This window comes from Paenochrobactrum sp. BZR 201-1, from assembly GCF_044987585.2.
In the GTDB taxonomy this organism is placed as follows: Bacteria; Pseudomonadota; Alphaproteobacteria; order Rhizobiales; family Rhizobiaceae; genus Paenochrobactrum; species Paenochrobactrum pullorum.
Window position 1 is genome coordinate 244330 of sequence record NZ_JBJDRZ020000001.1, and the last position, 23770, is coordinate 268099.

20 protein-coding genes and 1 tRNA gene are annotated in these 23770 nt (G+C 50.3%); 10 read left to right on the forward strand and 11 right to left on the reverse strand.

Annotation, left to right across the window (positions count from 1 at the left end; translation table 11 throughout):
* Positions 1 to 186: 186 nt before the first annotated feature.
* Together murA and ACI0FR_RS01360 are read right to left on the reverse strand one after the other, a co-directional pair.
* Complete coding sequence (murA, locus tag ACI0FR_RS01355; protein WP_404906738.1) at positions 187 to 1476, reverse strand: UDP-N-acetylglucosamine 1-carboxyvinyltransferase; 1290 nt, start codon at positions 1474 to 1476, stop codon at positions 187 to 189.
* Positions 1477 to 1756: 280 nt separating this feature from the next.
* Positions 1757 to 1957: a hypothetical protein gene (locus ACI0FR_RS01360; RefSeq protein ID WP_374828909.1), complete on the reverse strand. Its 201-nt coding sequence runs from the start codon at positions 1955 to 1957 to the stop codon at positions 1757 to 1759.
* 146 nt (positions 1958 to 2103) lie between these two features.
* On the opposite strand from ACI0FR_RS01360, the gene ACI0FR_RS01365 reads away from it, so the two are divergent.
* Positions 2104 to 2178: transfer RNA gene (locus ACI0FR_RS01365), tRNA-Thr, on the forward strand.
* A 211-nt stretch (positions 2179 to 2389) separates the two neighbouring features.
* On the opposite strand, the gene ACI0FR_RS01370 is transcribed toward ACI0FR_RS01365, so the two are convergent.
* The 6 genes from ACI0FR_RS01370 to ACI0FR_RS01395 form a co-directional block, all read right to left on the reverse strand.
* Positions 2390 to 3376, reverse strand: coding sequence for a diaminopimelate dehydrogenase (locus ACI0FR_RS01370; protein WP_404906737.1), 987 nt, complete (start codon positions 3374 to 3376; stop codon positions 2390 to 2392).
* Positions 3377 to 3513: 137 nt separating this feature from the next.
* The gene (locus ACI0FR_RS01375; RefSeq protein WP_404906736.1) at positions 3514 to 4080 is read right to left on the reverse strand and encodes a DUF924 family protein; all 567 of its coding nucleotides are present in this window, start codon (positions 4078 to 4080) and stop codon (positions 3514 to 3516) included.
* 60 nt (positions 4081 to 4140) lie between these two features.
* Complete coding sequence (locus tag ACI0FR_RS01380) at positions 4141 to 4983, reverse strand: metal ABC transporter permease (RefSeq protein WP_374828912.1); 843 nt, start codon at positions 4981 to 4983, stop codon at positions 4141 to 4143.
* On the reverse strand, positions 4980 to 5849 hold the full coding sequence (locus tag ACI0FR_RS01385) for a metal ABC transporter permease (RefSeq protein WP_374828913.1): 870 nt from the start codon (positions 5847 to 5849) through the stop codon (positions 4980 to 4982). The genes ACI0FR_RS01380 and ACI0FR_RS01385 overlap by 4 nt, the downstream gene beginning before the upstream one ends.
* The gene (locus ACI0FR_RS01390) at positions 5849 to 6754 is read right to left on the reverse strand and encodes a manganese/iron ABC transporter ATP-binding protein (RefSeq protein ID WP_374828914.1); all 906 of its coding nucleotides are present in this window, start codon (positions 6752 to 6754) and stop codon (positions 5849 to 5851) included. The genes ACI0FR_RS01385 and ACI0FR_RS01390 overlap by 1 nt, the downstream gene beginning before the upstream one ends.
* Entirely contained in the window at positions 6751 to 7608 is an 858-nt protein-coding gene (locus tag ACI0FR_RS01395) for a metal ABC transporter substrate-binding protein (protein ID WP_374830396.1), read from the reverse strand. The genes ACI0FR_RS01390 and ACI0FR_RS01395 overlap by 4 nt, the downstream gene beginning before the upstream one ends.
* Positions 7609 to 8299: 691 nt before the next feature.
* Between ACI0FR_RS01395 and ACI0FR_RS01400 the strand changes: the two genes are divergently transcribed.
* The 9 genes from ACI0FR_RS01400 to ACI0FR_RS01440 all read left to right on the forward strand — a co-directional run bounded on the left by ACI0FR_RS01400 (position 8300) and on the right by ACI0FR_RS01440 (position 16564).
* Positions 8300 to 9244 carry a helix-turn-helix domain-containing protein gene (locus ACI0FR_RS01400; protein WP_404906734.1) on the forward strand — a complete coding sequence of 315 codons (945 nt, stop codon included), beginning with the start codon at positions 8300 to 8302 and terminating at the stop codon, positions 9242 to 9244.
* Between the two features lie 217 nt (positions 9245 to 9461).
* Positions 9462 to 9887: a DUF2852 domain-containing protein gene (locus tag ACI0FR_RS01405; protein WP_404906733.1), complete on the forward strand. Its 426-nt coding sequence runs from the start codon at positions 9462 to 9464 to the stop codon at positions 9885 to 9887.
* Between the two features lie 169 nt (positions 9888 to 10056).
* Complete coding sequence (locus ACI0FR_RS01410; protein WP_404906732.1) at positions 10057 to 10818, forward strand: M48 family metallopeptidase; 762 nt, start codon at positions 10057 to 10059, stop codon at positions 10816 to 10818.
* Positions 10815 to 11441, forward strand: a complete 627-nt coding sequence (locus ACI0FR_RS01415) for a YdcF family protein (protein ID WP_404906730.1) — start codon at positions 10815 to 10817, stop codon at positions 11439 to 11441. The genes ACI0FR_RS01410 and ACI0FR_RS01415 overlap by 4 nt, the downstream gene beginning before the upstream one ends.
* A gap of 82 nt (positions 11442 to 11523) precedes the next feature.
* Positions 11524 to 12195 carry a phosphoribosylanthranilate isomerase gene (locus tag ACI0FR_RS01420; RefSeq protein ID WP_374828919.1) on the forward strand — a complete coding sequence of 224 codons (672 nt, stop codon included), beginning with the start codon at positions 11524 to 11526 and terminating at the stop codon, positions 12193 to 12195.
* Between the two features lie 32 nt (positions 12196 to 12227).
* Positions 12228 to 13436, forward strand: coding sequence for a tryptophan synthase subunit beta (trpB, locus tag ACI0FR_RS01425; RefSeq protein WP_374828920.1), 1209 nt, complete (start codon positions 12228 to 12230; stop codon positions 13434 to 13436).
* Positions 13437 to 13438: 2 nt separating this feature from the next.
* Positions 13439 to 14278, forward strand: a complete 840-nt coding sequence (trpA, locus tag ACI0FR_RS01430) for a tryptophan synthase subunit alpha (protein ID WP_374828921.1) — start codon at positions 13439 to 13441, stop codon at positions 14276 to 14278.
* A 42-nt stretch (positions 14279 to 14320) separates the two neighbouring features.
* A complete protein-coding gene (accD, locus tag ACI0FR_RS01435) occupies positions 14321 to 15226 on the forward strand; it encodes an acetyl-CoA carboxylase, carboxyltransferase subunit beta (RefSeq protein ID WP_374828922.1) in 906 nt (301 codons plus the stop codon).
* Positions 15227 to 15271: 45 nt separating this feature from the next.
* On the forward strand, positions 15272 to 16564 hold the full coding sequence (locus tag ACI0FR_RS01440; RefSeq protein WP_404906916.1) for a bifunctional folylpolyglutamate synthase/dihydrofolate synthase: 1293 nt from the start codon (positions 15272 to 15274) through the stop codon (positions 16562 to 16564).
* A 78-nt stretch (positions 16565 to 16642) separates the two neighbouring features.
* On the opposite strand, the gene trxA is transcribed toward ACI0FR_RS01440, so the two are convergent.
* From trxA to addB, 3 genes are all read right to left on the reverse strand, one after another.
* On the reverse strand, positions 16643 to 16966 hold the full coding sequence (gene trxA, locus ACI0FR_RS01445) for a thioredoxin (RefSeq protein WP_374828923.1): 324 nt from the start codon (positions 16964 to 16966) through the stop codon (positions 16643 to 16645).
* A gap of 111 nt (positions 16967 to 17077) precedes the next feature.
* A complete protein-coding gene (gene addA / locus ACI0FR_RS01450) occupies positions 17078 to 20608 on the reverse strand; it encodes a double-strand break repair helicase AddA (RefSeq protein ID WP_404906728.1) in 3531 nt (1176 codons plus the stop codon).
* Entirely contained in the window at positions 20605 to 23757 is a 3153-nt protein-coding gene (addB, locus tag ACI0FR_RS01455) for a double-strand break repair protein AddB (RefSeq protein ID WP_404906726.1), read from the reverse strand. The genes addA and addB overlap by 4 nt, the downstream gene beginning before the upstream one ends.
* Positions 23758 to 23770 lie beyond the last annotated feature (13 nt).

Genomic DNA, 23770 nt, shown 5'->3' on the forward strand with positions numbered 1-23770 from the left:
ACCCTTGAGCTTGATGCTTTATGTCCTGCTTGTTTCTGTCATGCCACATAACTCTTTGGTTCTGCAATCATCCTTATAGCGCGAAAGTAGTGTGAGCACTTAAAAAGCTAAAAAGAAGGACGGTCTGAGGTGTAATCTGCCTCAAAACCGCCCGTTCTTGTAGAACCGAATGCTTAAAAAGCTTGATTAACCGCTGATGCGTTCAATCTGCGCGCCGCAACGGGAGAGCTTTTCTTCCAGATGTTCAAAGCCGCGATCAAGATGATAAACGCGGTTGATGATGGTTTCGCCTTCCGCTGCAAGGCCGGCAATAACCAGCGAGGCGGATGCGCGTAGATCGGTTGCCATCACGGGCGCACCTTTTAAGCGTTCAACACCTTCAACCGTTGCGGTCTGGCCGGAAAGCGAAATTTTCGCGCCCAGACGCGCCAGTTCTTGCACATGCATGAAGCGGTTTTCAAAAATCGTTTCAGTGATTTTTGATGTGCCTTGCGCTTTGGTCATCAGCCCCATGAATTGCGCCTGCAAATCGGTCGGAAAGCCCGGGAAAGGTTCGGTAGTAATATCAACCGGCTTGATGCCGTTGCCATTACGCACCACGCGGATACCTTCCGGCGTGGAGGTAATTTCTGCACCTGTTTGGCGCAATGTATCTAGTGCTTCGCTCAACAGCTCTTCTTGTGCGCCTTTTAACAAAACATCGCCGCCGGTCATGGCAACAGCCATAGCGTAAGTGCCGGTTTCAATACGGTCAGGAATGACACGTACGCGGGCACCGGTCAGGTTGGTGACACCTTGAATTGTAATCGTGCTGTTGCCGGCACCGGAAATTTTTGCGCCCATGGCATTGAGGCAGTCGGCCAGATTGACCACCTCCGGCTCGCGCGCCGCATTGTGGATAATGGTCTCGCCTTTTGCCAAAGCTGCCGCCATCAGCATCACATGGGTGGCACCGACTGACACTTTCGGAAAGGTATATTCGGTGCCGATCAGACCCTTTGGTGCGCGTGCCTTTGCATAGCCATTGTCGATGTCGATTTCGGCACCCAGCGCAATCAGGCACTCGAGCAGCAAGTCAACCGGACGTGTACCAATGGCGCAACCGCCAGGCAGCGACACATTGGCTTCCCCGATACGTGCCAGCAACGGGCCAATAACCCAGAAGCTTGCGCGCATTTTCGATACCAGCTCATAAGGAGCGGTGGTGTCGACAATGTTGCGTGCGGTGAAATGGATGGTGCGGGAATAGCCGTTATCCTGATGCTCACGGCGACCATTGACGGAATAATCAACGCCATGATTGCCAAGAATGCGGATCAGCTGCTCCACGTCTGCCAGATGCGGCACATTTTCCAGTGTCAGCGTATCGTCGGTCATGAGTGACGCAATCATCAACGGAAGCGCTGCGTTTTTGGCGCCGGAAATAGGAATGACCCCATTAAGCTGATTGCCGCCGATAATTTTAATACGATCCATGCTGTTAAACCTTATGAGCCGCTGAAGGGTAATTACCTATTCTACACCAAACCGGTAACGCGCCGGTTAATGAAAAACATTCATCTTGTGGCTAAGATAATTATTCTGAAACGGATGAATTTGAATGTGCTGGGTACAGAAACGCAACGCCGATGCCAAGTAGACTTATCGCTTAGATGTGATTCTTAAGCGGGCTTTTTGTCCGCATCAAGGAAGAGGTTATTTTTCGCATTCCACATGACGGAAAACGGCATATGATTCGCGAAGCAACTGATTATCTTCAAGCTTTTTCATCTTTTTCCGGAATTTGCGGTGTGGATGCGGCTTTGATTCCCTCTTGGCGACTGTCTTCTGCGCCTGCTCTGCGGGCACGAACCTGCGCTTTGCGGCGCTGGAGGTTAGCCCGTAATTGTTCGGAACGGCGTTTTTCCTGTGCCAAACGCTGTTTTTCCTGTTCTGTTAATGGTTTATCTTCACTCATGTTCATTTTTGCTCTGGACTGATCAGTGGGAAAAGGCTATTTGCCGTGCCAGCAAATGCGGATTTCCACAATCTGAAAAAGAATTACAATTGCTATCTTGCGGTTTTGGTTCTTATGTGGCAGAAGTCCGCCGCAATCAAGTGTTTGCTGCGGTAGCTCAGTGGTAGAGCACTCCATTGGTAATGGAGAGGTCGGGAGTTCGAACCTCCCTCGCAGCACCAGTTTTCCCTCTTTTTACAATTTGAACTAACTGGTGCATCGCACACGCTCATCCTTTTGAGCATTTTCGCGGGTAAAGTTGTGATTTTCATATTCTTTCAGCAATTATGAGCTGGCGAAAGCTGTGCTGTTGACGCGGTATTTTTAGATTCTAACAACAAAAAACTCCGGTTCGGCTGAACCGGAGCTTCTTTATACTCATTTCAAAAAGAATCAGAGCAGTTCGGCACGTAATTCCGCGGCTGATTTGACCGAGAGCAAACCAGGGGCAACATCAAACACGGTTTTGGCACCATGCTGGCCGGATTGTGCCATACGATATACCGCACGCGCATAAGTCACGAGAACGCTGGCGGTAAATTCCGGATTGCTGTCGAGCTTGAGGCTATATTCCACCACTTGTGCATTCTGGTCGGAGGTGTTGCCGCTGCGAATGACGAAGCCGCCATGCACCATCGCCTGATGGTCGTGTGCCAGTTCTTCAGCTGAGATGAAGTTGACGGTTGTGTCATAATCGGCAAAATAATCCGGCATGGTGACGATTTTTTCCCGAACAGCGTCGGCATCCGAACCCTCTTTCAGCACAACAAAACATTCACGCTTGTGCTTTTCGCGGGTGGTGAGCACAGGGCGCGAGGCGCTGCGTACTTTTTCGATGGCTTCCGGCACAGGGCGGGTATATTGTACGCCGCCTGCAACGCCTTCCACGCGACGGATAGCGTCTGAGTGCCCTTGGCTAAGACCGTCACCCCAGAAGGTGTAGGTTTCGCCGTCCGGCAGCAGGGCTTCGCTCATCACGCGATTGATCGAGAACATGCCAGGATCCCAGCCGGCCGAAATCAGCGCGGTTCTTTTGTTGGGCAGGGCAGCAGCGTCAACAGCTGCAAAATATTCCGGAATACGTGCATGCGTGTCGAAACTGTCAACGGTGTTGAAGAGCGCTGCCAGTTCCGGCCCCTGTTCCGGTAGGTCCTGCTTGGAGCCGCCACATAAAATCAAAACGTCAATTTTGTCCTGATGGGTTTTCAGGTCATCCATGCTGAAAACCTGCACATTTTCGCTCAATGGCGACACCTGTGCCGGCGGGCGGCGGGTGTAGATACCCGTCAATTGCATGTCAGGGTTTTTCTTGATGGCTGCTTCAACGCCGCGTCCTAGATTTCCGTGGCCGGCAATGGCGATCCGGATGAGTTCAGCCATAATGATATATCCTTTTGAGTTAAGCTTTTGGTGGCTTTTTATCAGTCAAAAAACCGATAGCACATCACGCCTTCAGATCAAGAATTTCCGTTCCTGATCTGAAGGCGGAGCCGTGCTTTTAGAATGGCAAGAGAGGATTAAAAACCAGAATGGGTTTTGAGAAACTCGGTTTCTTCTGGTGTGTTTTCACGTTTCAACGCCACATTGCGATGCGGGAAACGGCCAAACTGCGCGATGATATCCAAGTGTTGATGCGCGTAATCCAGTGAATTGGCATTGCCCAGAGCTTCATAAAGTTCGACGCTCTTTTTCTGGTCGCCCAGATCTTCGCTATGCATCAAAGGCAGATAGAAAAACGCCCGTTGTTTTTCACTGACTTGTTGGTCAAAGCCCTTTTCTATGGCAGCTTTGGCAATCTGGCGGGCTTTGGCGTCGCTTTCAAACGCGCGTCCGGAACCGCGGAACATATTGCGCGGGAACTGATCCAGAATAATGGTAAGAGCAAGGGCAGAGTGTAATTCATCGCCCCATACATCCAGCGTGCCACTATGGGCTTGCTCGTAAAGAGCTGAAAAATGTTGTTTGATTTCTTCATCGAGATCATCGCTGCGGACAAACCAATGTTTCTCGACATTTTCCGAGAACCAGAAATCCAGCACGTCTTGTGCCGCATTGTTTTGTGCCGAGGAGGTTAGTGAAGGCATGGTCATCTCCGTCGCTCTTTGATGTCTATGCCTTCACTTTGCATGTTTACTTCAGTGCTTTCAAGATGAGCTGTGTTGCGCCTCAATGCGCGCAGCTCTGCGGGTGGCGGTGGTAAAGGCTGCAATAAAGCAGATTGCCATCAGCAGAACGATTGTTGGTGCCGGAGCACTGTCGATGAAAAACGACAGGTAAACACCAAGAAACGAGGTGCTTAAACCAACCGCAATAGCAGTGATCAGCATGGAGCTGAATTTACGGGTAATCAGGAACGCAATCGCACCCGGCGCAATCAGCAAGGCAATTGACAGAATGATCCCCACCGCCGTCAAAGCACCGACAATAGTAAGTGAGATCATGCACAACAAACCGTAATGCAGCAGACGCACCGGCAGGCCAACAGCACGGGCATGGGCTGCATCGAAAGCATGCAGCAAGAAATCACGCCATTTCACGGCCATGATAGCCGTTATACCCAATGCAATCAGACCAGTTTCGATGATGTCTTGAACATTTACGCCCAACATGTCGCCAAAGAGGATGTGGTTGAGGTGAACCGTGCTTTCAATTTTGACATAAAGCACGAGCCCCAAACCAAACATGCCGGAAAAGACGACCCCCATCACGGTATCTTGTTTGATGCGGCTGTTTTCTTTGAGGAAACCAGTTGAAATCGCACAGAACATGCCTGCTATAAAGGCTCCTATGGCGTAAGGAATGCCGATTATATAGGCAATCACTACGCCCGGAAAAATGGCATGACTGATGGCATCGCCCATCAACGACCAGCCTTTCAGCACCATGAAACAGGACAAAATACTGGCAGGAATCGCAATCAGCAGCGTTATGATAAATGCATAGCGCATGAATTCGAACTGAAATGGCATCAAGAGAGTGTCAATCATTGGTCGATCTCTCCTGACAAGAGCAGGGCTTGAGACGCGCGTCTGCGGGCGGCCAGCATGCCGTGCTTTGGTGCAAAGAAAAATGCGATCAGGAAGATTGCCGTCTGCATGACAACGATAATACCACCGGTTGCGCCGTCCAAAAAATAACTGACATAGGCACCAGCAAAACTGGTAATGGAACCAATCAGTACGGCAATGGTCAGCAAACGTGGAAAACGGTCAGTAAGAAGATAGGCTGTTGCGCCCGGTGTCACCACAAGGCAGATCACCAGAAACGCGCCAACTGTCTGCATTGCAGCCACAGTACAAGCGGCCAGCAATGTGAAGAAGACAATCTTCAACAGTGACGGATTGAGGCCGATGGAACGGGCATGGCTTTCATCGAAGAAAACCACCATCAGGTCTTTCCATTTCACCAGCAGGACAGCCAGTGAGATGAAACCGATAATGGCAAGCTGCAATGTATCTTCCGGCGTTATGGCCAGAATATTCCCCAAAACAATCGTGTTGATGCTCACAGCAGTTGGTTTGAGTGAAACCATAAACAGGCCAAGTCCAAAGAATGACGAAAAAATCAGACCGATAATCGCATCTTCTTTCAGCTTGGTGCGCTGGTTCAAAAACAACATGGCTGCTGCTGCCAAGCCACCGGAGAAAAACGCACCGATGGAAAAAGGCAGACCCAGCATATAAGCACCGGCAACGCCCGGCACGATGGAATGCGAAAGCGCGTCACCGATCAGCGACCAGCCTTTCAGCATCAGATAGGCAGAGAGAAAAGCACAAACACCACCAACCAAGGCCGACACCCACATGGCATTGACCATATATTGGTAGCTGAATGGCTCAAGCAGCACACTCATTACGCTTTTCCTTTTACCGGCTGTTGCACGGGTCTGTCATCATGCAGGACCAGCGGTCTTTCATCATCGGTGATAATGCCGAGTGATTTTTCGCCGCCATGATCTGCCTCATTGAGAACCAGATGGCGCAAGACGCCGCCAAAGGTCTTTTCCAGATTTTTCTGCGTGAAGGTATCTTCGGTGAAACCATAGGCCAGTACAGTGCGTTTCAGCAGCACGGTACGGTCACAGAACTCCGGCACACTGCCCAAATTATGCGTTGAAACCAGCATGATGCGGCCTTCTTCACGAAGAGAGCGCAGCAATTCGATGATCTGATCTTCGGTTTTGATATCAACACCGGTGAAGGGTTCATCGAGCAGAATGAGCTTGCTGTCTTGCGCCAGGGCACGCGCCAAGAAGACACGTTTTTTCTGGCCGCCCGACAATTCGCCTATCTGGCGTTTGCGGAATTCGGTCATGTTAACGCGTGCAAGGGCTGCACTGACAGCCTCATGGTCGACGCGTTTTGGAATGCGCATCATGCCCATATGGCCATAGCGTCCCATCATCACGACATCCTCAACCAGAACAGGGAAGTTCCAGTCTACATCTTCGCTCTGTGGCACATAAGCGACCATGTTTTTGCGCAAAGCCTTGGCGACAGGTTCGCCAAAGACAGAGATCTCGCCGCGCGCCAGATTAACAAAGCCCATAATGGCTTTGAACAATGTGGACTTGCCGGAGCCATTGACACCTACAAGGGCGGTAATGGTGCCGGAAGGCAGGCTGAATGTTGCATCTTTAAGTGCGGTGTGACCGTTACGATAGGTAACGGTGGCATTATCGACTGAAAGTGCCGCCACCGGATTTAATAATCCGGCGGCGGTGTTCAGGCTTGCAGTTGGGAGAGTTTGCGGCTTCATTCTGCAAGCCCTTTGGCGACTGTACCTGAGGTCACTTTCAGGAGGTCAATATAGGTGGGAACCGGACCTGACGGATCGCTGAGTGAATCCACGTACAGTACGCCGCCATATTTGGCACCGGTTTCACGCGCGACCTGCTTGGCAGGCTTGTCGGAAATGGTGCTTTCGGAGAATACGACGGTAATGTTGTTTTTCTTGACCTCGTCGATCACTTTGCGCACCTGCTGTGGTGTGCCCTGCTGATCGGCGTTGATTGGCCAGAGGTAGAGTTCTTTCAAGTCAAAGTCGCGTGCCAGATAAGAGAAGGCACCTTCACTGGAAACCAGCCAGCGCTTGTCGGCCGGAATGGCAGCAAGTTCTGCTCTGATTGGATCAATGGTCGCTTTGATCTGATCTTTATAGGTTTCAGCGTTTTTCGCATAAATGTCTTTGTTTTCCGGATCATGCTCGATGAAAGCATCGCGGATATTGTCGACATAAATCAGCGCTGCGTTTGGCGACATCCACGCATGCGGGTTTGGCTTGCCGTTATAAGGACCTTCAGTAATACCCATTGGCTCAACGCCTTCGGAAACCACAACGCTTGGAACATTTTTCAAGTTCTGGAAGAATTTCTCGAACCACAATTCCAGTCCAAGACCGTTCCAGAAAATCAGATCGGCATCCTGTGCTTTGATAATATCGCCAGGGGTTGGCTGATAATCATGAATTTCGGCATTTGGCTTGGTGATGGATTCAACAATCGCAGCGTCACCGGCTACGTTTTTGGCAATATCGGCAATCACAGTAAATGTTGTGACAGCTTTAAACTTTTCTTGCGCCCATGCGGAGCCACTGACGAGTGTGGATACCATAAGAGCAGAAAGCGCAGAGATGATCTTGGTTTTCACTGAAACAGTCATGTGGCTGGCATTCTTTCTTGCTATTGATTTGCAACTGCGATTACATTTAAGGCAAATGCAAATCAATAGCAAGTAGAGTCTTGATGAATTTGTCGCCTTTTTATTTTTTTAAGATATAGGTGGTGCAAGAGGATGCCTTGCAGGATAAGGGATAAAAATAAATTGCATCGCTTGGTCTTTAAAAAGATGACATGCATGTATTCTTCAAGACAAAAAACACCAAACTCAACCTTATTGAAAATGATGAATTGTTTTTGTTCTTTGGCTGATGATTTTATACATTAGTCAGTTTGAATAAATTCAATCAAGGGTTGATTCTATCAGGTGGTATTTTTTTCAAGAAAGGAATGAAAAGATTATAGTATTGTTTTTATTTAATTTTTTGATTTTACATAGGATTTCGTTAACTTAAACAGAGTGAATTTCTATAGAAATATATATGATTATTACACGCATAAATTGCATTTGAGTAAATAATCATGCTAGCGTGTAAGTGGAATCGTTTTATGGAGAGCAAGTTTTAACAAGCTTGAGCCGCATAAAATGATCTCACAATAAAGCGAAGTTCATTTTAACTTCTTAGCCAAGAAGCTGCGAATATATTTTTGATATTTATTAAAGTTAATAATCATTGGGGATTTTAATGAGTATATATACTATTCATCAAGCTCATAGTGCGGGTTCTCTTGATAAGCGGTTTAGCCAGGAGCGTCAGCCGGAGCGCAATTTTTTGCGCGCTGCCGGTGAGCGCTGTTTGACGACAACCAATGGTAAATTAACCTATGCTGTAACACCTGCCGGATCAGGATCTGCCAGTTTTGAAGATCTGACTGCAATTATTATTATGTCGGCAACCCGTGATCTGCATTGGAAAACGGCGACAGGCCGTAATGAAACGTTCAATGCTCCGGCGGGCACGATTCTGGTCGTGCCGGCAGACACAATGCTGGAAATGTCATGGTCAGTGCAGAAAGAGCATTTGGTGGTTAAACTTGATGCCGAGGCATTACAGGCCGCATGCGAGGGCGACAAAGCACTTTCCGCTGAAGAATATTTTCCGGCACCTGCCCGTTTTGTTGATGCTAAATGTTTGCAAGTTGCCCATTTATTGCGGGCGGAAATGCAGAAAAACGGACCGGTCATTGAGCATTATCTGGAGGCGCTGAAAACAGTATTTGTAACATTGCTGTTGCAAAATCATTCGGTATTGCGTCGCAATTATGAACGGCAGGAAATGGGTGGTTTGAGCTACCATTCCATGCGCCAGATCGAAAATTACTTACGCGATAATTTTTGTAAGAAAATTTCTGTCACATCGATGGCTAATTTCTTAGGTGTTTCACCTGGTCACTTTTTGACCTCTTTCAGAGAAAGTTTTGGCCAAACACCACATCAATATTTGTTGATGTTGCGTTTGAACGAGGCGGAGCGGCGCTTGCAGGAGACAGATGAAAGTCTGGCTGATATTGCCGACAAAATTGGTTTTTCATCACAAAGTCATATGACAACAGCTTTGAAGAAAAACCGTAGCACCACGCCGGGCGAATTGCGCCGTATGCGGTTTCGTAACCGTACAACGACAGTGTAATATTCAATTATATTAGTATCTTATGAAATAATGCGGGCCGGTTCTTGAATTGCCATATTTCATTTCCCATTTTCGAAATGAAACGGCCATTCATGGATCGGCTTTTTTCTTTGCGGTCATATTCATCAGAGCTGCTGCGATAGATCAAACTTAGCATGTGAAAAGCGGAAAATCAGGCTGTCAATTTTAAGAGGTATGTCATTTTAAGAGGTATGTCATGAAGAATGCTGCATTAATTCGCCCGGCATGGACACCTGCCACAATTGCTTTGATGGTTATTGGTTTTATTGTCTATTGGCCGTTGGGTTTAGTTATGTTGGCTTATATCATTTGGGGCGATCGTCTTGATGGCTTCAAAAAAGATGTCAACGAGACCACTGATAATGTGATGAATGCTGCCCGCAGAGGTTTTAAGAATTTTGATAGCGGCTCTGCTTGCCGTTCAAGTGGCAATGCCGCTTTTGATGAATGGCGTGATCAGGAGCTTACACGTTTGGAACAGGAGCGTCGCAAACTTGATGAAGCCAAAGCTGAGTTCGAACTGCACATGAAGGAACTGCGACGTGCTCGCGATCGTCAGGAATTTGAGCGCTTTATGGAAGGTCGTTCACATAAGGGTGATCTGCCTGTCGATCAGGCATGATAATGGCTTGTAGAGTTCATCTAATATATTGAAATTTTTGTCAAAATAGAAAGGCGGCATATCAGTTGATGTGCCGCTCTTTTTATTATTTATCAAGCATTTGTGAGTGAGAAATTTAAAAACAGCTTTAGCTGCTGAAGTTTTGCCGCGAATCATTTATGGTTATTTTATGGCTTTCTTTTTTTTTCGCGCGGCATCTGCGAAACATTCCGTTGATACAAGCCCTCGCACTCATGAAGTTGCGGGACGGGTTTTGCCATTGAAAATTGTTGAAAATCCGCGTGCCCGCAGGTTTACGCTTCGCATTGATGCCGGTGGAAAAGGGCTTCGGGTGACGGTGCCGCCCAAGGTGCCAAACAGCGAGATTGACCGTTTTATTTCACGCCATCAGGGCTGGCTGGAAAGCAGGATTACTCAAATTCCGGCTGTGGAAACGGTTCAGGCCGGAGGTCTGTTGCCCTTTCGAGGCGTGGATCATCTGATTGTGCATACCCCTGACAAGCGCGGGATTACTCATGTTCATCAGTCAGAAGACGGTCAGCCGCAATTAATCGTTTTTGGAAGTGCCGAGCATTTATCGCGCCGCATTGCGGATTTCCTGAAAAAGGAAGTCAAATGCGAGATTGAAATGCTCGTTGCAAAACATACAGCTGCTGTGGGGCGTAAAGCCACAGCTGTTCGTTTTAAAGATACGAAAAGCCGTTGGGGATCTTGCACCTCCAAGGGGGTTTTGTCTTTTTCGTGGCGGATCGGCATGGCGCCGCCGTCGGTGATTAATTATCTCGTCGCACATGAAGTGGCGCATCTCATCGAGATGAACCATGGTCCGGCTTTCTGGAAATTGTGTCACGAACTATGCCCCGATACCGTGAATTGCCGCAACTGGCTCACCCGTAACGGCGCAACATTGCAAGCCATCGAGTTTTCATGAACGACCAAATTCTCGCTTCTGCAAAAATGCTTTGGGATTTCCATAGTATTTACGACCCGCTTAAAACTGCCGATGTGATCGTCGGTTTTGGTAGCTATGATTTGCGCGTGGCGGAAAGGGTGGCGGAGCTTTATAATCAAGGTTTAGCACCACTGATCGTTTTAACCGGCCATTCCGGCAATTGGACGCAAGGGCTTTATCCAGCGAGCGAAGCGGAGGCTTTTGCCGACGTTCTGACGGCAGCAGGTGTGCCGGACGAGGCAATTATTCTTGAAAAAGCAGCCACCAATATTGGCGAGAATATTTTATTCACCAAGGAACTGATGGCACCCGGTGCTTTAAGTGCTATTATGGTCACAAAGCCGCAAACGCAGCGTCGCGTACGTGCAACGGCCGCACGCCGTTGGTCGGAAGCCTCTGTCATGGTGACAGCACCGTTGATCTCTTTTGAAGAACAGCCAACCGATCAGGTTCCGATGGAATTGTTGATTAATGAACTGACCGGCGATTTGGCACGTATTCTTGAGTATCCGGCCAAAGGTTTTCAGGTGGCACAGGCTGTGCCGCTGGATGTGCTGGAGGCCTATGAGTTTTTGATCGCGCAGGGTTATGACAAGCATTGAAACATCGTTGCAAGCTGCTGTTTGCTGAGGGACAATTCACGAAATGCTCGACAGTTGAGTGAATTTATGCAACGTGACGTGCATGAATTTTGATCTTAAAATCTGCGGGCTCAAGACCCCTGAAGCGGTAGCGGCTGTGCTCAATGGTGGCGCAACACATATCGGCTTTATCTTTTTTGCCAAAAGCCCGCGTCATATCAGCGTGCAAGAGGCTGGCCGCTTGCGTGTAGCAGCACAAGGGCGGGCACAAGTGGTGGCTGTTACTGTTGATGCCGATGATGATTATCTGGCTGAAATCATCAATTATGTGCGCCCTGACATTTTGCAATTGCACGGACAGGAAACACCTGATCGGGTAAAAGCTCTCAAAGCGCGCTTTGGCCTGCCTGTGATTAAAGCTTTTGCCATTCGTAATTTAGATGATCTTGAGGCAATTACCCCTTATAAGGGGATCGCAGATCGTTTTCTGTTTGATGCCAAGCCACCAAAGGGGTCTGAATTACCCGGTGGTAATGGTGTCTCTTTTGACTGGGAATTGCTGACAAAGCTTGACGGCGATGTGGATTACATGCTTTCGGGTGGGCTAAATGCAGACAATATCGCGCAGGCGCTGGTACAAACAGGTGCGCAGGCGGTAGATGTCTCATCCGGCGTTGAGCGACGCGCCGGTGAAAAAGACGTGCGGCTGATTGAAGAATTTTTAAAGGCGGTGCGTGAGGCTGAAATAATGGTTGCCTCACAATCAAAAGCCTGAAGACAAGTGGAGCGGATGCGTTGAGCAAGGCAATGGAACCTAATTCTTATAAGACCGGTCCTGATGAAGAGGGCATGTTTGGCATTTTCGGTGGCCGTTTTGTTGCCGAAACATTGATGCCGCTCATTCTCGAATTGCAGGACGCTTACACCGCTGCCAAGGATGATCCTGAATTTCAGGCCGAGTTGAAAAACCTGTCGGAAAATTATGCCGGTCGCCCGTCCAAGCTTTATTATGCTGAAGGTCTGACCAAACATTTGGGCGGCGCTAAAATTTACTTCAAGCGCGAAGATCTCAACCATACTGGCAGCCATAAGATCAACAATTGCTTGGGGCAGATTTTGCTTGCCAAACGTATGGGCAAAACCCGCATCATCGCCGAAACCGGCGCTGGTCAGCACGGTGTGGCTTCCGCCACATTGGCTGCGCGTTTTGGTTTTCCTTGCACGGTTTATATGGGCGCTACCGACGTTGAACGTCAGAAGCCGAATGTGTTCCGCATGCATTTGCTGGGTGCAGAAGTGAAACCGGTTTCGGCTGGCAACGGCACTTTGAAAGACGCAATGAATGAAGCCTTGCGTGACTGGGTCACCAATGTGGAAGATACTTATTATCTGATCGGCACCGCTGCCGGCCCGCATCCTTATCCGGAATTGGTGCGCGATTTCCAATCGGTGATCGGTATTGAAGCGCGCGAACAGATTTTGGAAAAAGAAGGCCGTTTGCCGGATTTGATTATTGCAGCCGTTGGCGGTGGTTCGAATGCGATTGGTCTGTTCCACTCCTTCCTTGATGATGCCAGTGTTAAAATCGTTGGCGTTGAAGCTGGTGGCCGTGGTGTGGATGGCGATGAACATTGCGCCTCTATGAACAAAGGTCGTCCGGGTGTTTTGCACGGAAACCGCACCTATTTGTTGCAGAATGAAGATGGCCAGATTTTGGAAGGCCATTCGGTTTCGGCCGGTCTTGATTATCCAGGTGTTGGCCCGGAACACGCATGGCTTCGTGATACAGGCCGTGTGGATTATGTGCCGATTTTGGATGATGAAGCGCTTGATGCATTTCAGGTGACCACCCGTACGGAAGGCATCATTCCGGCGCTTGAATCGGCTCATGCTCTGGCACAAGCCATTAAAATGGCACCAACAATGGGCAAGGATGAAATTATCATCGTTAATATTTCCGGACGTGGCGATAAAGACGTTCACACTGTTGGCGCTCTTCTGGGCATGGAGATCTGATCATGACCGCACGTATGGATAATAAATTTGCGGCTTTGAAGGCGGAAGGTCGTCCGGCTCTCATCACTTACTTTATGGGCGGTGATCCGGATTTTGAAACCTCGCTTAGCGTGATGAAGGCGCTGCCGAAAGCCGGTGCCGATGTGGTTGAACTCGGCATGCCGTTTTCTGATCCGATGGCTGACGGCCCTGCCATTCAGGCCGCTGGTCTTCGTTCGCTTGCAGCTGGCCAGACCCTGAAAAAAACATTGAAAATGGCGGAAGAGTTCCGCAAAAGTGACGACACCACCCCGATTGTGCTGATGGGTTATTATAATCCGATCTATATTTATGGTGTCGATGCGTTTGTACGGGATGCAAAGGCGGCCGGTATTGATGGTTTGATTATTGTTGATCTGCCGTCTGAAATGGATGCGGAATTATGCATTCCGGCGCTGGAAGCAGGTTTGAATTTCATTCGCCTTGCCACTCCAACCACGGATGAAAAACGTCTGCCGGCTGTTTTGAAGAACTCTTCCGGCTTCGTTTATTATGTCTCGATGAACGGTATTACCGGTTCGGCTGTGCCAGATACAGAAAAAGTTGCGGCTTCGGTTAAACACATCAAAGCGCATACAGATTTGCCTGTTTGCGTCGGTTTTGGCGTCAAAACACCTGAACAGGCCCGCGCGATCAGCGCCACTGCTGACGGCGTTGTCGTCGGCTCGGCGATTGTCAATGCGGTTGCCGCAAATCTTGATGAAAACGGCAAAGTGACAGGTGATCCTGTTGCTGATGTTTCAAAACTGGTCGGCGAACTTTCTGCAAGTGTTCGCTCTGTCCGCCTTGAAGCTGCCCAATAAGTTACCCATAATAAGAACAAGAAAAATTACGGAAAAGTCACCATGAACTGGATTACAAATTACGTTCGTCCAAAAATCAACTCGATGCTTGGCCGTCGTGAAATGCCGGAAAACCTCTGGATCAAGGATCCGTCAACCGGTGAAATGGTGTTCCATAAGGATTTGGAAAGCAACCAGTGGGTTATCCCTGCTTCCGGCCATCATATGCGTATTCCGGGCAAAGATCGCCTGCGTTTCTTCTTTGATAATGGCGAATACACTACGCTGGAAACACCGAAAGTACCGGTTGATCCGCTGAAATTCCGCGATGAAAAGCGTTATACAGATCGTCTGAAAGACTATCGCAACCGCACCGGTCTTGAAGATGCGATTATCAATGCGGTTGGTACCATTGAAGGTTTGCCGATTGTCGCAACTGTTCAGGAGTTTTCCTTTATGGGTGGCTCGCTTGGTATGGCAGCGGGTGAATCCATCATCAAAGGCTTTGAAAAAGCCATTGAATTGAAACGCCCGTTGGTGCTCTTTGCCTCTTCCGGTGGCGCACGTATGCAGGAAGGTATCCTGTCTTTGATGCAGTTGCCACGCACCACTGTGCTGGTTGAAATGCTCAAAGAAGCAGGCCTTCCGTATATTGTTGTTCTCACCAATCCGACCACTGGTGGTGTGACCGCTTCTTATGCGATGTTGGGCGATATCCATATCGCAGAACCGGGTGCATTGATCGGCTTTGCAGGCCCGCGCGTGATCGAGCAGACCATCCGCGAAAAACTGCCTGAAGGTTTCCAGAGCGCAGAATATCTGATGGAGCACGGTATGGTGGACATGGTTGTGCCACGCACCGAGCTGAAAGAAACCATTGCCCGTCTTTTGAAAATGCTGATGAAGCAGCCAGCGACACAATCAACAGAGACAAAAGAAGTGGCAACCAAAACCGATCCTGCCGTTTAAGAAGTCATCATCATGAGCAAAGCTTCCGCTGCCATTGAGCGGTTGATGGAATTGCACCCAAAGGGATTCGATCTTTCACTGGATCGGATCCTCAAGCTTTTAGAGCGGCTGGGTAATCCTCACCTCAACTTACCGCCTGTTATTCACATTGCCGGCACGAATGGTAAGGGCTCCACGTCAGCTTTTGCACGTGCATTGCTGGAAGCATCGGGCTTAAGCGTGCATGTTCACACCTCGCCGCATCTGGTCAACTGGCACGAGCGTTATCGCTTGGGCGCACCAAATGGCGGCCAGTATGTTTCGGATGATGTATTGGCTGAGGCGATTGAACGTGTAGCTGTGGCCAATAATGGTGAATATATCACCGTTTTTGAGATTATGGCCGCTGTTGCTTTTGTGCTTTTCTCCGAACATCCGGCCGATGCCGTGGTGCTGGAAGTTGGCCTTGGCGGGCGCTTTGATGCCACCAATGTGGTGGTTGATCCGGCTGTTTCCGTCATCATGCCGATAGGCATTGATCACACCGCTTTCTTGGGCGATACAATTGAAGCGATTGCCGTTGAAAAAGCCGGTATCATGAAGCGTGGCTGTCCGGTGGTTATCGGTTTCCAGCCAAGTGTGGCAGCGCTTGATGTGCTGGTCGACAAAGCTGAACGCTTAAGATGTCCGGTGACGATTTACGGGCAGGATTTCATCGCATTTGAAGAACATGGCCGCATGATCTTTCAGGGTGAAGAAGGGCTCGTTGATCTGCCTTTGCCACGTTTGCCGGGGCGCCATCAGCTTTCCAATGCGGCAGCAGCCATTGAAGCTGTGCGTATGGCCGGTTTTGATTTGACCGATAAAGCGATTGAAAAAGCTATGCTGGTGGTGGAGTGGCCTGCACGTATGCAGCGCCTGACCCATGGCGCATTGGTTGATCTTGCGCCCAATGGTTCCGAGATCTGGTTGGATGGCGGCCATAATCCGGCGGCTGGTCTTGTTATTGCCGAAGCTTTTGCTGAGCTTGAAGACCGCGTCCCGCGTCCGCTTTATTTGATTACAGGCATGATCAATACCAAAGATCCGAAAGGCTTTTTTGAAGCCTTTGCAGGCATGGCACGACGCGTTTTCACTGTGCCGATTGCTTCCAGTGACGCCAGTATCAACAATGCCGATCTGGCACTGGCGGCGGAAGCCGCAGGCATTCCGGCAGAGCCTGTTCACTCTGTTGCCAATGCTTTGAAGCTGCTGCGTGATGCGAGCACCAATGATGAAGTGCCACCGCGTATTTTGATCGGAGGCTCGCTTTATCTGGCAGGAGATGTGCTGCATGAAAACGGCACCCCGCCAGTTTGATCTGTGCTTGTTTAAGATGATTGCATAAAAAAAGCGGCCTCGTGAGAAGCCGCTTTTTTAATCTTAAACATCAGCCGATTAAGCAGCTGAGTTTTTAATCCAGTCAGCCAGACGGCTTTTAGGTGCTGCACCAACCATATTGGCGGCAACTTCACCGTTTTTGAACATCAACAGTGTTGGGATTGAACGCACACCGAACTGCGCTGCGAGTTCCGGATTTTCGTCAATGTTGAGCTTGGCGATTTTAACCTGACCGGCCATTTCAGCAGCAATTTCGTCAAGTGCAGGTGCAATCATTTTGCAAGGGCCGCACCATTCAGCCCAGAAATCCACGACAACAGGGACATCTGCCTGCAAAACGTCGGACTGGAAGTTGCTGTTGTCAATTTTTACGGTTGCCATGGGGCGTTCCTTTTCGATTCTGTGTGGCACATTATGTGGTGTTTGATGCGTCTTGCGTCAAGCAGATATAGATTAATTCTCACATGTGTGAATGAATGTTACAGGTTAATTTCATTCATCTGCAATTTTCTCGGACTTGTGTTTTCCGAGTTTTTTGATGGCATTTTCCATCACCTCAACCGGCAGTTCAATCAAGATCGGTGCTTCGGTGAAAAGCACTGCGGCTTCAATTTTATGCTGCGGATAAAGCGGCTTCATCAACTCGCGGTAAAGCGCTAGCTGGGTGATATAGGCAGGTGGCACTTCTTCAAGCGTTAAAGCAGGCGGACGGTTGGTTTTATAATCAATGATACGCACGGTCGTATCAGTAACGCTCAACCGGTCGATAATGCCCGAAACAGCCTGTTCTTTGCCGTTTAAATCAAGCATGCCCATCACGGAAACTTCCGTTTTGGAATTGATGTCAAAAACATCAGCAAAGGCCGGATCATTGAGGATTGTCTCAATCGACTCCCAAGCCTTTTGACGGTTTTCCTCGCTCCAGTCTTTGCCTGCATGTTGTAAATATTGCTGCGCCACAGCGCCGCGTTCATCAACCGGCACATTGGGCAAATGCTGCAATAAAGCATGCATGATGGTGCCGCGTTGAAGCGCAAAAGCGGGGCTGGTGTTTATCGCTTCAAGAACGGGCGAATGATTGCCGAGTGGCGGCGCATCTTCCAATTCAATGAGTGCTGAGGCACCCGATGGTGTGAGCGGTCGCGGCATGCCCTTTTCAGGTGCCATACGGCTACGGAAAAGCTCCGGCAATGGCGGATAGTTATGCGGCTTGCTTTCTTCGGTCTCTTGAATGGTGATATTGCCAAGGGGTGTTTTTTGATAACGGCGCGCTGTGACACCTGCAACAGGATGCCCGAATGGCTCTGACAACGGGCTTAAAGCATCATCAACAAGCTTGTGCCATGTCTCATCAACTTCGCGCACACCACGATAGCCGCAGACGATCAAACGGTCTTCTGCGCGGGTCATACCGACATAGAGCAGGCGGCGATATTCTTCCTCAGAGCGGGTTTTAAGTTCTTCGCGCCGCTCAATCGTGGCAGCGGTTTCAAGCGATTGATTGGGTTGCCATAAATAGCCTTTGCCCTGAAACCCGTCCGGCTCATGCATGGGAATGGCCATCAGCTTGGGTGCCTGACTGCTCGTCCATGCGCTGTTGCCCGGATCGACCAAGAAAACAATGGCTGCTTCCAGCCCCTTGGAGGCATGCACAGTCATGATGCGCACTTCATCGCGACGTTGATCAAGTTCACGCTTGATCTCCGGCGTGGCGGCTTCCAGCGTCTCCAGAAAGGATTGTAAGCCCGGCAGTCCGGCACGCTCCGTTGCCAGCGCGTAATTTTGAAACTCGTCGATAATATCACCCGCTTCCGGCCCAAGACGTGCCAGCAGCAAACGGCGCGCACCGTCAGCACTTAAAATATGGGTGTAGAATTCATAGACCGGCATCGTGTCAGCCATGGAGCGCCAATGGCTTAGTTTTTTGTGAACAGCGGCCAGTTCTGCATCTTCGCGTGAGGCTTGATAGAGTTTTTCAAACAGGATCTGCCCTTTGGCGCGACCATAGGCAAGCGTGAATAACTTATCATCATCCCAGCCGAAAAGCGGACTTTTCAACAAGGCGGCCAGCGACAGATTATCAGCTGGTTGCAGCACAAAACGCCCGATGGCCATCAAATCCTGAATGGCGATATGAGAGGTGAGACGCAAACGGTCGGCACCGGCCACCGGCACCAGATTGTTTTTTAGTGCACGGGAAAGGGCCGGCATAAACTGGTCACGTTTACGCACCAGCACCATAATATCACGTGGTGCGATTTTTCGCCCCTTACCGGCAATAATCGCACCGCTATCAAGCCAGTGGCGGATGGTTAGAGCAATCTGGTCGGCAAGCCGGATGGCAGGCGCTGCCAGATGGTCGACAGGTGTGCGCCAATCATCGGGTTCTTCCACGACTTGAGGGCTGAGCATATCCCAGATTTCCACGTCCCCCGGTGCATCACTGCGGATAGCGGCGTGCAAAGTAGGGCCGGGCACCAGCCCAAGCCCGCGGAAAGCTTCAGGGCGGGAGAACACTTCATCAACAGCGCTCAACACATCTGGCGTCGAGCGGAAAGAGAAATTGAGGCTGACTTTTTCAAAAGTAAGCTCGGCACGTTCGGCTTGTTTTTTAACATCATTGCCCGAGGCTGCAAAATCCTCCGGCACTGCCCCTTGGAAAGAGTAGATCGACTGTTTTTCATCGCCCACCGCAAAAAGGGTACGCCGCACATCACGCTGGCCGAGGCCGGAGAAAAACTCATCCGACAGCATACGGATTACGCGCCATTGGTCAGGGCTGGTATCTTGCGCTTCATCGACAAGCACATGGTCTATGCCGCGATCAAGCTTATATTGCACCCATTGCCCCGCACCATCACGGGCAAGCAGTGCGACTGTGCGGGTGATGAGATCATCAAAATCCAGTAAACCGCGACGGCGTTTTAATAATTGGTAGCGCGACAAAAGCTCGTCGATAATCTGATAGGCGGCAAGATTGATCCGCACCAGACGCAATAGCTTGATCCGCTCCACCGCTTCATAAATGCGGGTTGAGGCATCGATGAAAAGATCATCAAAATTCGGCAGCAGTTTACGAACCGCGGCTGAGCCGACATAAGACGCAGCTTTCGGCATACCGTCGGTTTTTTTCAAAAAGGCTTCGGTGAGTACGGCTTGTTTGTCGCGTAATGATTCTACTTTGCCAAGCTGCTTCAATTGCAGGGCAAAATCCTGTGCGCGTGCCGCCCCTTTCGGAATGGAAAGAATGAGATCAAGAACATCTGTCTCAAACTCGATAACCAGCAACTGGTCGTTTAAAATGGTCGCTTCGGTCTCATGCGGCTCAAAGCGGAAAATACTGCGTAAAGCGCTTTCACGTTCTGATGCTACGCCAAGTTGGCGCAAAAATTCGTGTAATCCGTGGCGCTGGCGAATGGCTTCATCCAACAGGTTTTGCAGGCCAAACTCACCGGCTGTATCCAGCACTGTGGTGAAGGCTTCGGCCAAAGCTTCATTGCCGCCATTATGGGCCGTTTCCAGCAATTGGCGGCGCGCTTCGCCAACAAGTGCTGCTTGCATCAAATCGTCCAGCATTTCAAAATGGCCGGCAATATTGGCTTCCAGTGGAAACTGATGCAGAATAGCTTCACAAAAAGCGTGAATGGTCTGAATTTTCAAACCGCCCGGTGTTTCCAATGCCCGTGCAAACAGGCGGCGGGCGATATTCAAACGCATTTCAGAAGGAACTTGTCCTTCAAGCTTTTCCAGCACTTTTGCCAGTTGTGCATCATCCAGCATCGCCCAATCGGAAAGCCGCGAGAAGACGCGGTTTTGCATAACCGCCGCTGCCGCTTTGGTGTAGGTAAGGCAGAGAATTTTTGAAGGGTCGGTGCCCTCCAGCAACAAGCGAATAACGCGCTCGGTCAAAACATGGGTTTTGCCTGAACCGGCATTTGCCGAAACCCAGACACTGTCAAACGGATTGGCGGCCTTGCTTTGCGCCTGAATTGTTTCGGGTGGAATGTTCAATGGTGTTTTCATTCGCTTGCCCCTTCTCCACCATCTGCACCACCGGCAGACCATTCCAGTACGCGGGCGAGATGGTCATAATCACCAGTCAAATCCGTTTCACGGAACGGCAGAGCACGTGACAGATAGCCTTTATTCTCAGTTTTATAGTCGCTCAGCAATTCTTCGAGCCTGCGCCATGCTTCTTCGCCGATTTCCGGTGCGGATTTCTGACTTGGTTCCGGTCGGCTGATCTTCAAAATAGATTCCGGCACCACAGCACCGCTGGCTTTCAGGCGCAAATAAAGCAGATCAGAAGCTGGAATCGCGCCCACTTCCTCAAAGGCACCGCGCGCCTGAAGGGCAGCTTCGAGTGCCAGCTGTGGCGACAAAAGAATGTGGGCTTGCTTTAATGAAGGGGTTGAACCGGTTTTAAAATCGATGATCTCGGTAGTGCCGTCCTGCATCACATCCACACGGTCAGCGCGGCCTGAAAGCGTGATGCCGAGCGAGCCGATTTCACGTTTTTTCGAAGCGATTTCGGCGTGACGGATTTTCACATTATAGTTGCGCTCGCGCTCCCAGTTTAAAAATTCTGGCACCAAAGCTTCAAAACGCGGCCACCAAACGGCTTCAATCTCGATCGGCAGATCGGCATCGGCAAAAAACTGACGGCCAATTTCAATCAGGTTTTGATGCGAGTCTTCAGCCATCACATCGAAGCCGGATTGCGTGAAATGCCCGATAATATCATGAAATAGCGTGCCGCGCTCGGCAGGACCCGGATCACGGATGAGGGGATCAAGCGGGTTCAGTTTCAAGATTTTACGCGCATAAATCGCATATGGGTCGCGCCGCAATGTTTCGATATCGGTGACCGAAAAATGCGTCGGGCGGGCAGAAACCGGTGGTTTCGGCTCCGGTCGTTTGACGAAGGGAATATCGGCAGAGCGATCAATCTCGCGCGCCCAGTGCAGAAAACGCCCACCGCGCTGACGCATGGTGTCAGTCACTTCATTGCCAAGCACAGTTTGCAGGCGTTGCAACCAGCGAGACGGCACTGTCGGGGCATTGTCGGTGCGGTCAGCGCGCGACAACACCACATGATCCATGCCTAAAGCCATCTGGAAATCATGAGCGGCAAGGCCGGTGCGCCGCTCTGGCGGTTCCAGTGCGATGGCCGCTTTCATCGGGCGCGACATGAACGGATCATTGCGGGTTTTGGAAGGCCAGCTGCCTTCGTTCAAGCCGCCGATAATCACCGTATCAATGGTTTGCAGACGGGCTTCCAAGGCACCCCAAATAAACAGGCGTGGATTGCCGCCCGGTCGTGGCTTGACGGTTTCACCGGAAATTAAAGCTTCAAAAACCGCAGGCCATTCAATGGTTTCAAACTCCAGATCGGCTTCTGTGGCAATCAGATTACGCAACAGGGACGCAAATTGTTCGCCTGCCTCGCCGGAATAAAGCGCCCCGACATTTCCCTGCTCATCACGAGCGAGTGTTTCCAGTACCTCCACGCTTGCGCGCACAATGGCTGCCATATCAGTGTGCTGACCGGCACTTTTGGTGAAGTCTGCCAGTGGTTTAACCGCTTCTGACAGTTCTTCACATAAAACTCGCGCATTGGTGATCTGTTCTTCAACAGTCAGATCAATCCACAAAGGTTTGCGGTTAGCATTCAGCCCTTCGGTGAGTTTACCCTCGAAAAACTCCGGCAATTCGGCAATAGACGCGCGGCCCGTGCCGCCACGAAAGGCGATCAGTTCCAGTGCTTCTGCCGCTAAGCGGCGCTCGATGCGTGGTTTGCCAAGCTTTGTCAGCGGGTGTTTCAGCAATGCCAGCAATGCCACCGGATCGCCGGGATTAAAGATGGTTTCAATCACCAGTCGCATGAGGGTGACAGGTTCGGCATCGCGCAAAAAACGCCCGCCTGAATCATCGGCCTCAATGCCAAAGCGTGCCAGTTCTGCGGCCACACGGCGCGCCAGATTACGGTCGGCAGTGACAAGGGCTGCGGTTTTGTTTGGATCACTGATGGCTTCACGTAAAGCACAGGCAACGCTCAAAGCTTCCTCGCGCTCATTGGCGGCTTCAATCATATCGATTTGTTTTGTGGCGGCCAAGCGATGCTCAAGCGTCATATCCGGTTGGCTTAAAAGATCACGCCAATGTTCGGTGCTTTCTGCCGGACGCAGTGCTTCGGCGGCAATGCGCTCTAAGGTTCTTTTTTCAGGCGAATGATCAGGCAAATATTCAACCGCATCGCGGTTGGTGCTCATGCGGGTGAGCAATTGATAAAAACCATATTGCGGATGGCCGAATATAGACGGGTTTTGCTCAGGCCGACCTAAAATGTGCCAAGCCGCATCATCAAGGTCGCGGTCAAGGCCGGGCAGCACTAATGCGCCTTGTGGCAGCTTGGCGATTGTGGCGATCAGTTCGGCGGTGGCAGGAATGGAACCGGTGGTACCGGCAGCAATCACAGGGCCTTCCGGTGGAAAACGCGTTAAACGATCTGTTTCGATTTCAATCAGGCGATTGCGATAAGCAGCCGGATTGGAAAGTCCGCGCTCTTTCAACACTTCCGGCCAAATCGTGGTGACGATTTCCAGAAAACTCAATGTCACCCGCCACCAGTCAGCAAGTTCGTCAGGGGCGATGAGTTTCAGCTCTGCCCAATCGGCACTTTCGGTTTCCACCTGGTCCATCAGATTGGCCAGATCACGCGCCAGCCAGATGGCGTCGGCGGTGGTGGTCGGTACTGAAACATCTTCAACGCCAAAAAGCGCGCGTACATGTTCAGGCAGGCTCTCGCGCCAAGGTTTGATCAGGCGGGTGAGCAGAAGCAAGCGCTCGGCTTTGTTGATAGGCGGATTGAGTTGCAGAAATTCACGCGCATCCGCATCGAAAAACACCGCTTCTTCATCCACATCACCAAGGGCGCGGATGGTGGGCAGAATAGCCGAACGGGCATGGCTCTTTTCCACCAAAAGCGAGCGCAGACTGCGTGCGGCACGGCGTGTCGGCACATAGATGGTGGCTTTGGCCAATGCCAGCGGATCGCTTCGATCAGCCGGAAAACCTTTGATGATTTTACCTTGCAATAGGGCATCGACAAAGCTTGGCAGAAAGGGTGTGCCCGGAGGAGTAGAAAATATGTGCGGGTCTCTGTTGCTCATAATTTTCTTCCTT

Coding starts and splice junctions, on each gene's coding strand:
- ACI0FR_RS01360 (WP_374828909.1), bottom strand. CDS start 1,957: ATGAGTGAAGATAAACCATTAACAGAACAGGAAAAACAGCGTTTGGCA.
- addA (WP_404906728.1), bottom strand. CDS start 20,608: ATGAAAACACCATTGAACATTCCACCCGAAACAATTCAGGCGCAAAGC.
- addB (WP_404906726.1), bottom strand. CDS start 23,757: ATGAGCAACAGAGACCCGCACATATTTTCTACTCCTCCGGGCACACCC.
- ACI0FR_RS01440 (WP_404906916.1), top strand. CDS start 15,272: ATGGAATTGCACCCAAAGGGATTCGATCTTTCACTGGATCGGATCCTC.
- ACI0FR_RS01370 (WP_404906737.1), bottom strand. CDS start 3,376: ATGGCTGAACTCATCCGGATCGCCATTGCCGGCCACGGAAATCTAGGA.
- ACI0FR_RS01390 (WP_374828914.1), bottom strand. CDS start 6,754: ATGAAGCCGCAAACTCTCCCAACTGCAAGCCTGAACACCGCCGCCGGA.
- trxA (WP_374828923.1), bottom strand. CDS start 16,966: ATGGCAACCGTAAAAATTGACAACAGCAACTTCCAGTCCGACGTTTTG.
- trpA (WP_374828921.1), top strand. CDS start 13,439: ATGACCGCACGTATGGATAATAAATTTGCGGCTTTGAAGGCGGAAGGT.
- ACI0FR_RS01400 (WP_404906734.1), top strand. CDS start 8,300: ATGAGTATATATACTATTCATCAAGCTCATAGTGCGGGTTCTCTTGAT.
- trpB (WP_374828920.1), top strand. CDS start 12,228: ATGGAACCTAATTCTTATAAGACCGGTCCTGATGAAGAGGGCATGTTT.
- ACI0FR_RS01385 (WP_374828913.1), bottom strand. CDS start 5,849: ATGAGTGTGCTGCTTGAGCCATTCAGCTACCAATATATGGTCAATGCC.
- ACI0FR_RS01375 (WP_404906736.1), bottom strand. CDS start 4,080: ATGCCTTCACTAACCTCCTCGGCACAAAACAATGCGGCACAAGACGTG.
- accD (WP_374828922.1), top strand. CDS start 14,321: ATGAACTGGATTACAAATTACGTTCGTCCAAAAATCAACTCGATGCTT.
- ACI0FR_RS01420 (WP_374828919.1), top strand. CDS start 11,524: ATGAATTTTGATCTTAAAATCTGCGGGCTCAAGACCCCTGAAGCGGTA.
- ACI0FR_RS01415 (WP_404906730.1), top strand. CDS start 10,815: ATGAACGACCAAATTCTCGCTTCTGCAAAAATGCTTTGGGATTTCCAT.
- ACI0FR_RS01395 (WP_374830396.1), bottom strand. CDS start 7,608: ATGGTATCCACACTCGTCAGTGGCTCCGCATGGGCGCAAGAAAAGTTT.
- ACI0FR_RS01405 (WP_404906733.1), top strand. CDS start 9,462: ATGAAGAATGCTGCATTAATTCGCCCGGCATGGACACCTGCCACAATT.
- ACI0FR_RS01380 (WP_374828912.1), bottom strand. CDS start 4,983: ATGATTGACACTCTCTTGATGCCATTTCAGTTCGAATTCATGCGCTAT.
- murA (WP_404906738.1), bottom strand. CDS start 1,476: ATGGATCGTATTAAAATTATCGGCGGCAATCAGCTTAATGGGGTCATT.
- ACI0FR_RS01410 (WP_404906732.1), top strand. CDS start 10,057: ATGGCTTTCTTTTTTTTTCGCGCGGCATCTGCGAAACATTCCGTTGAT.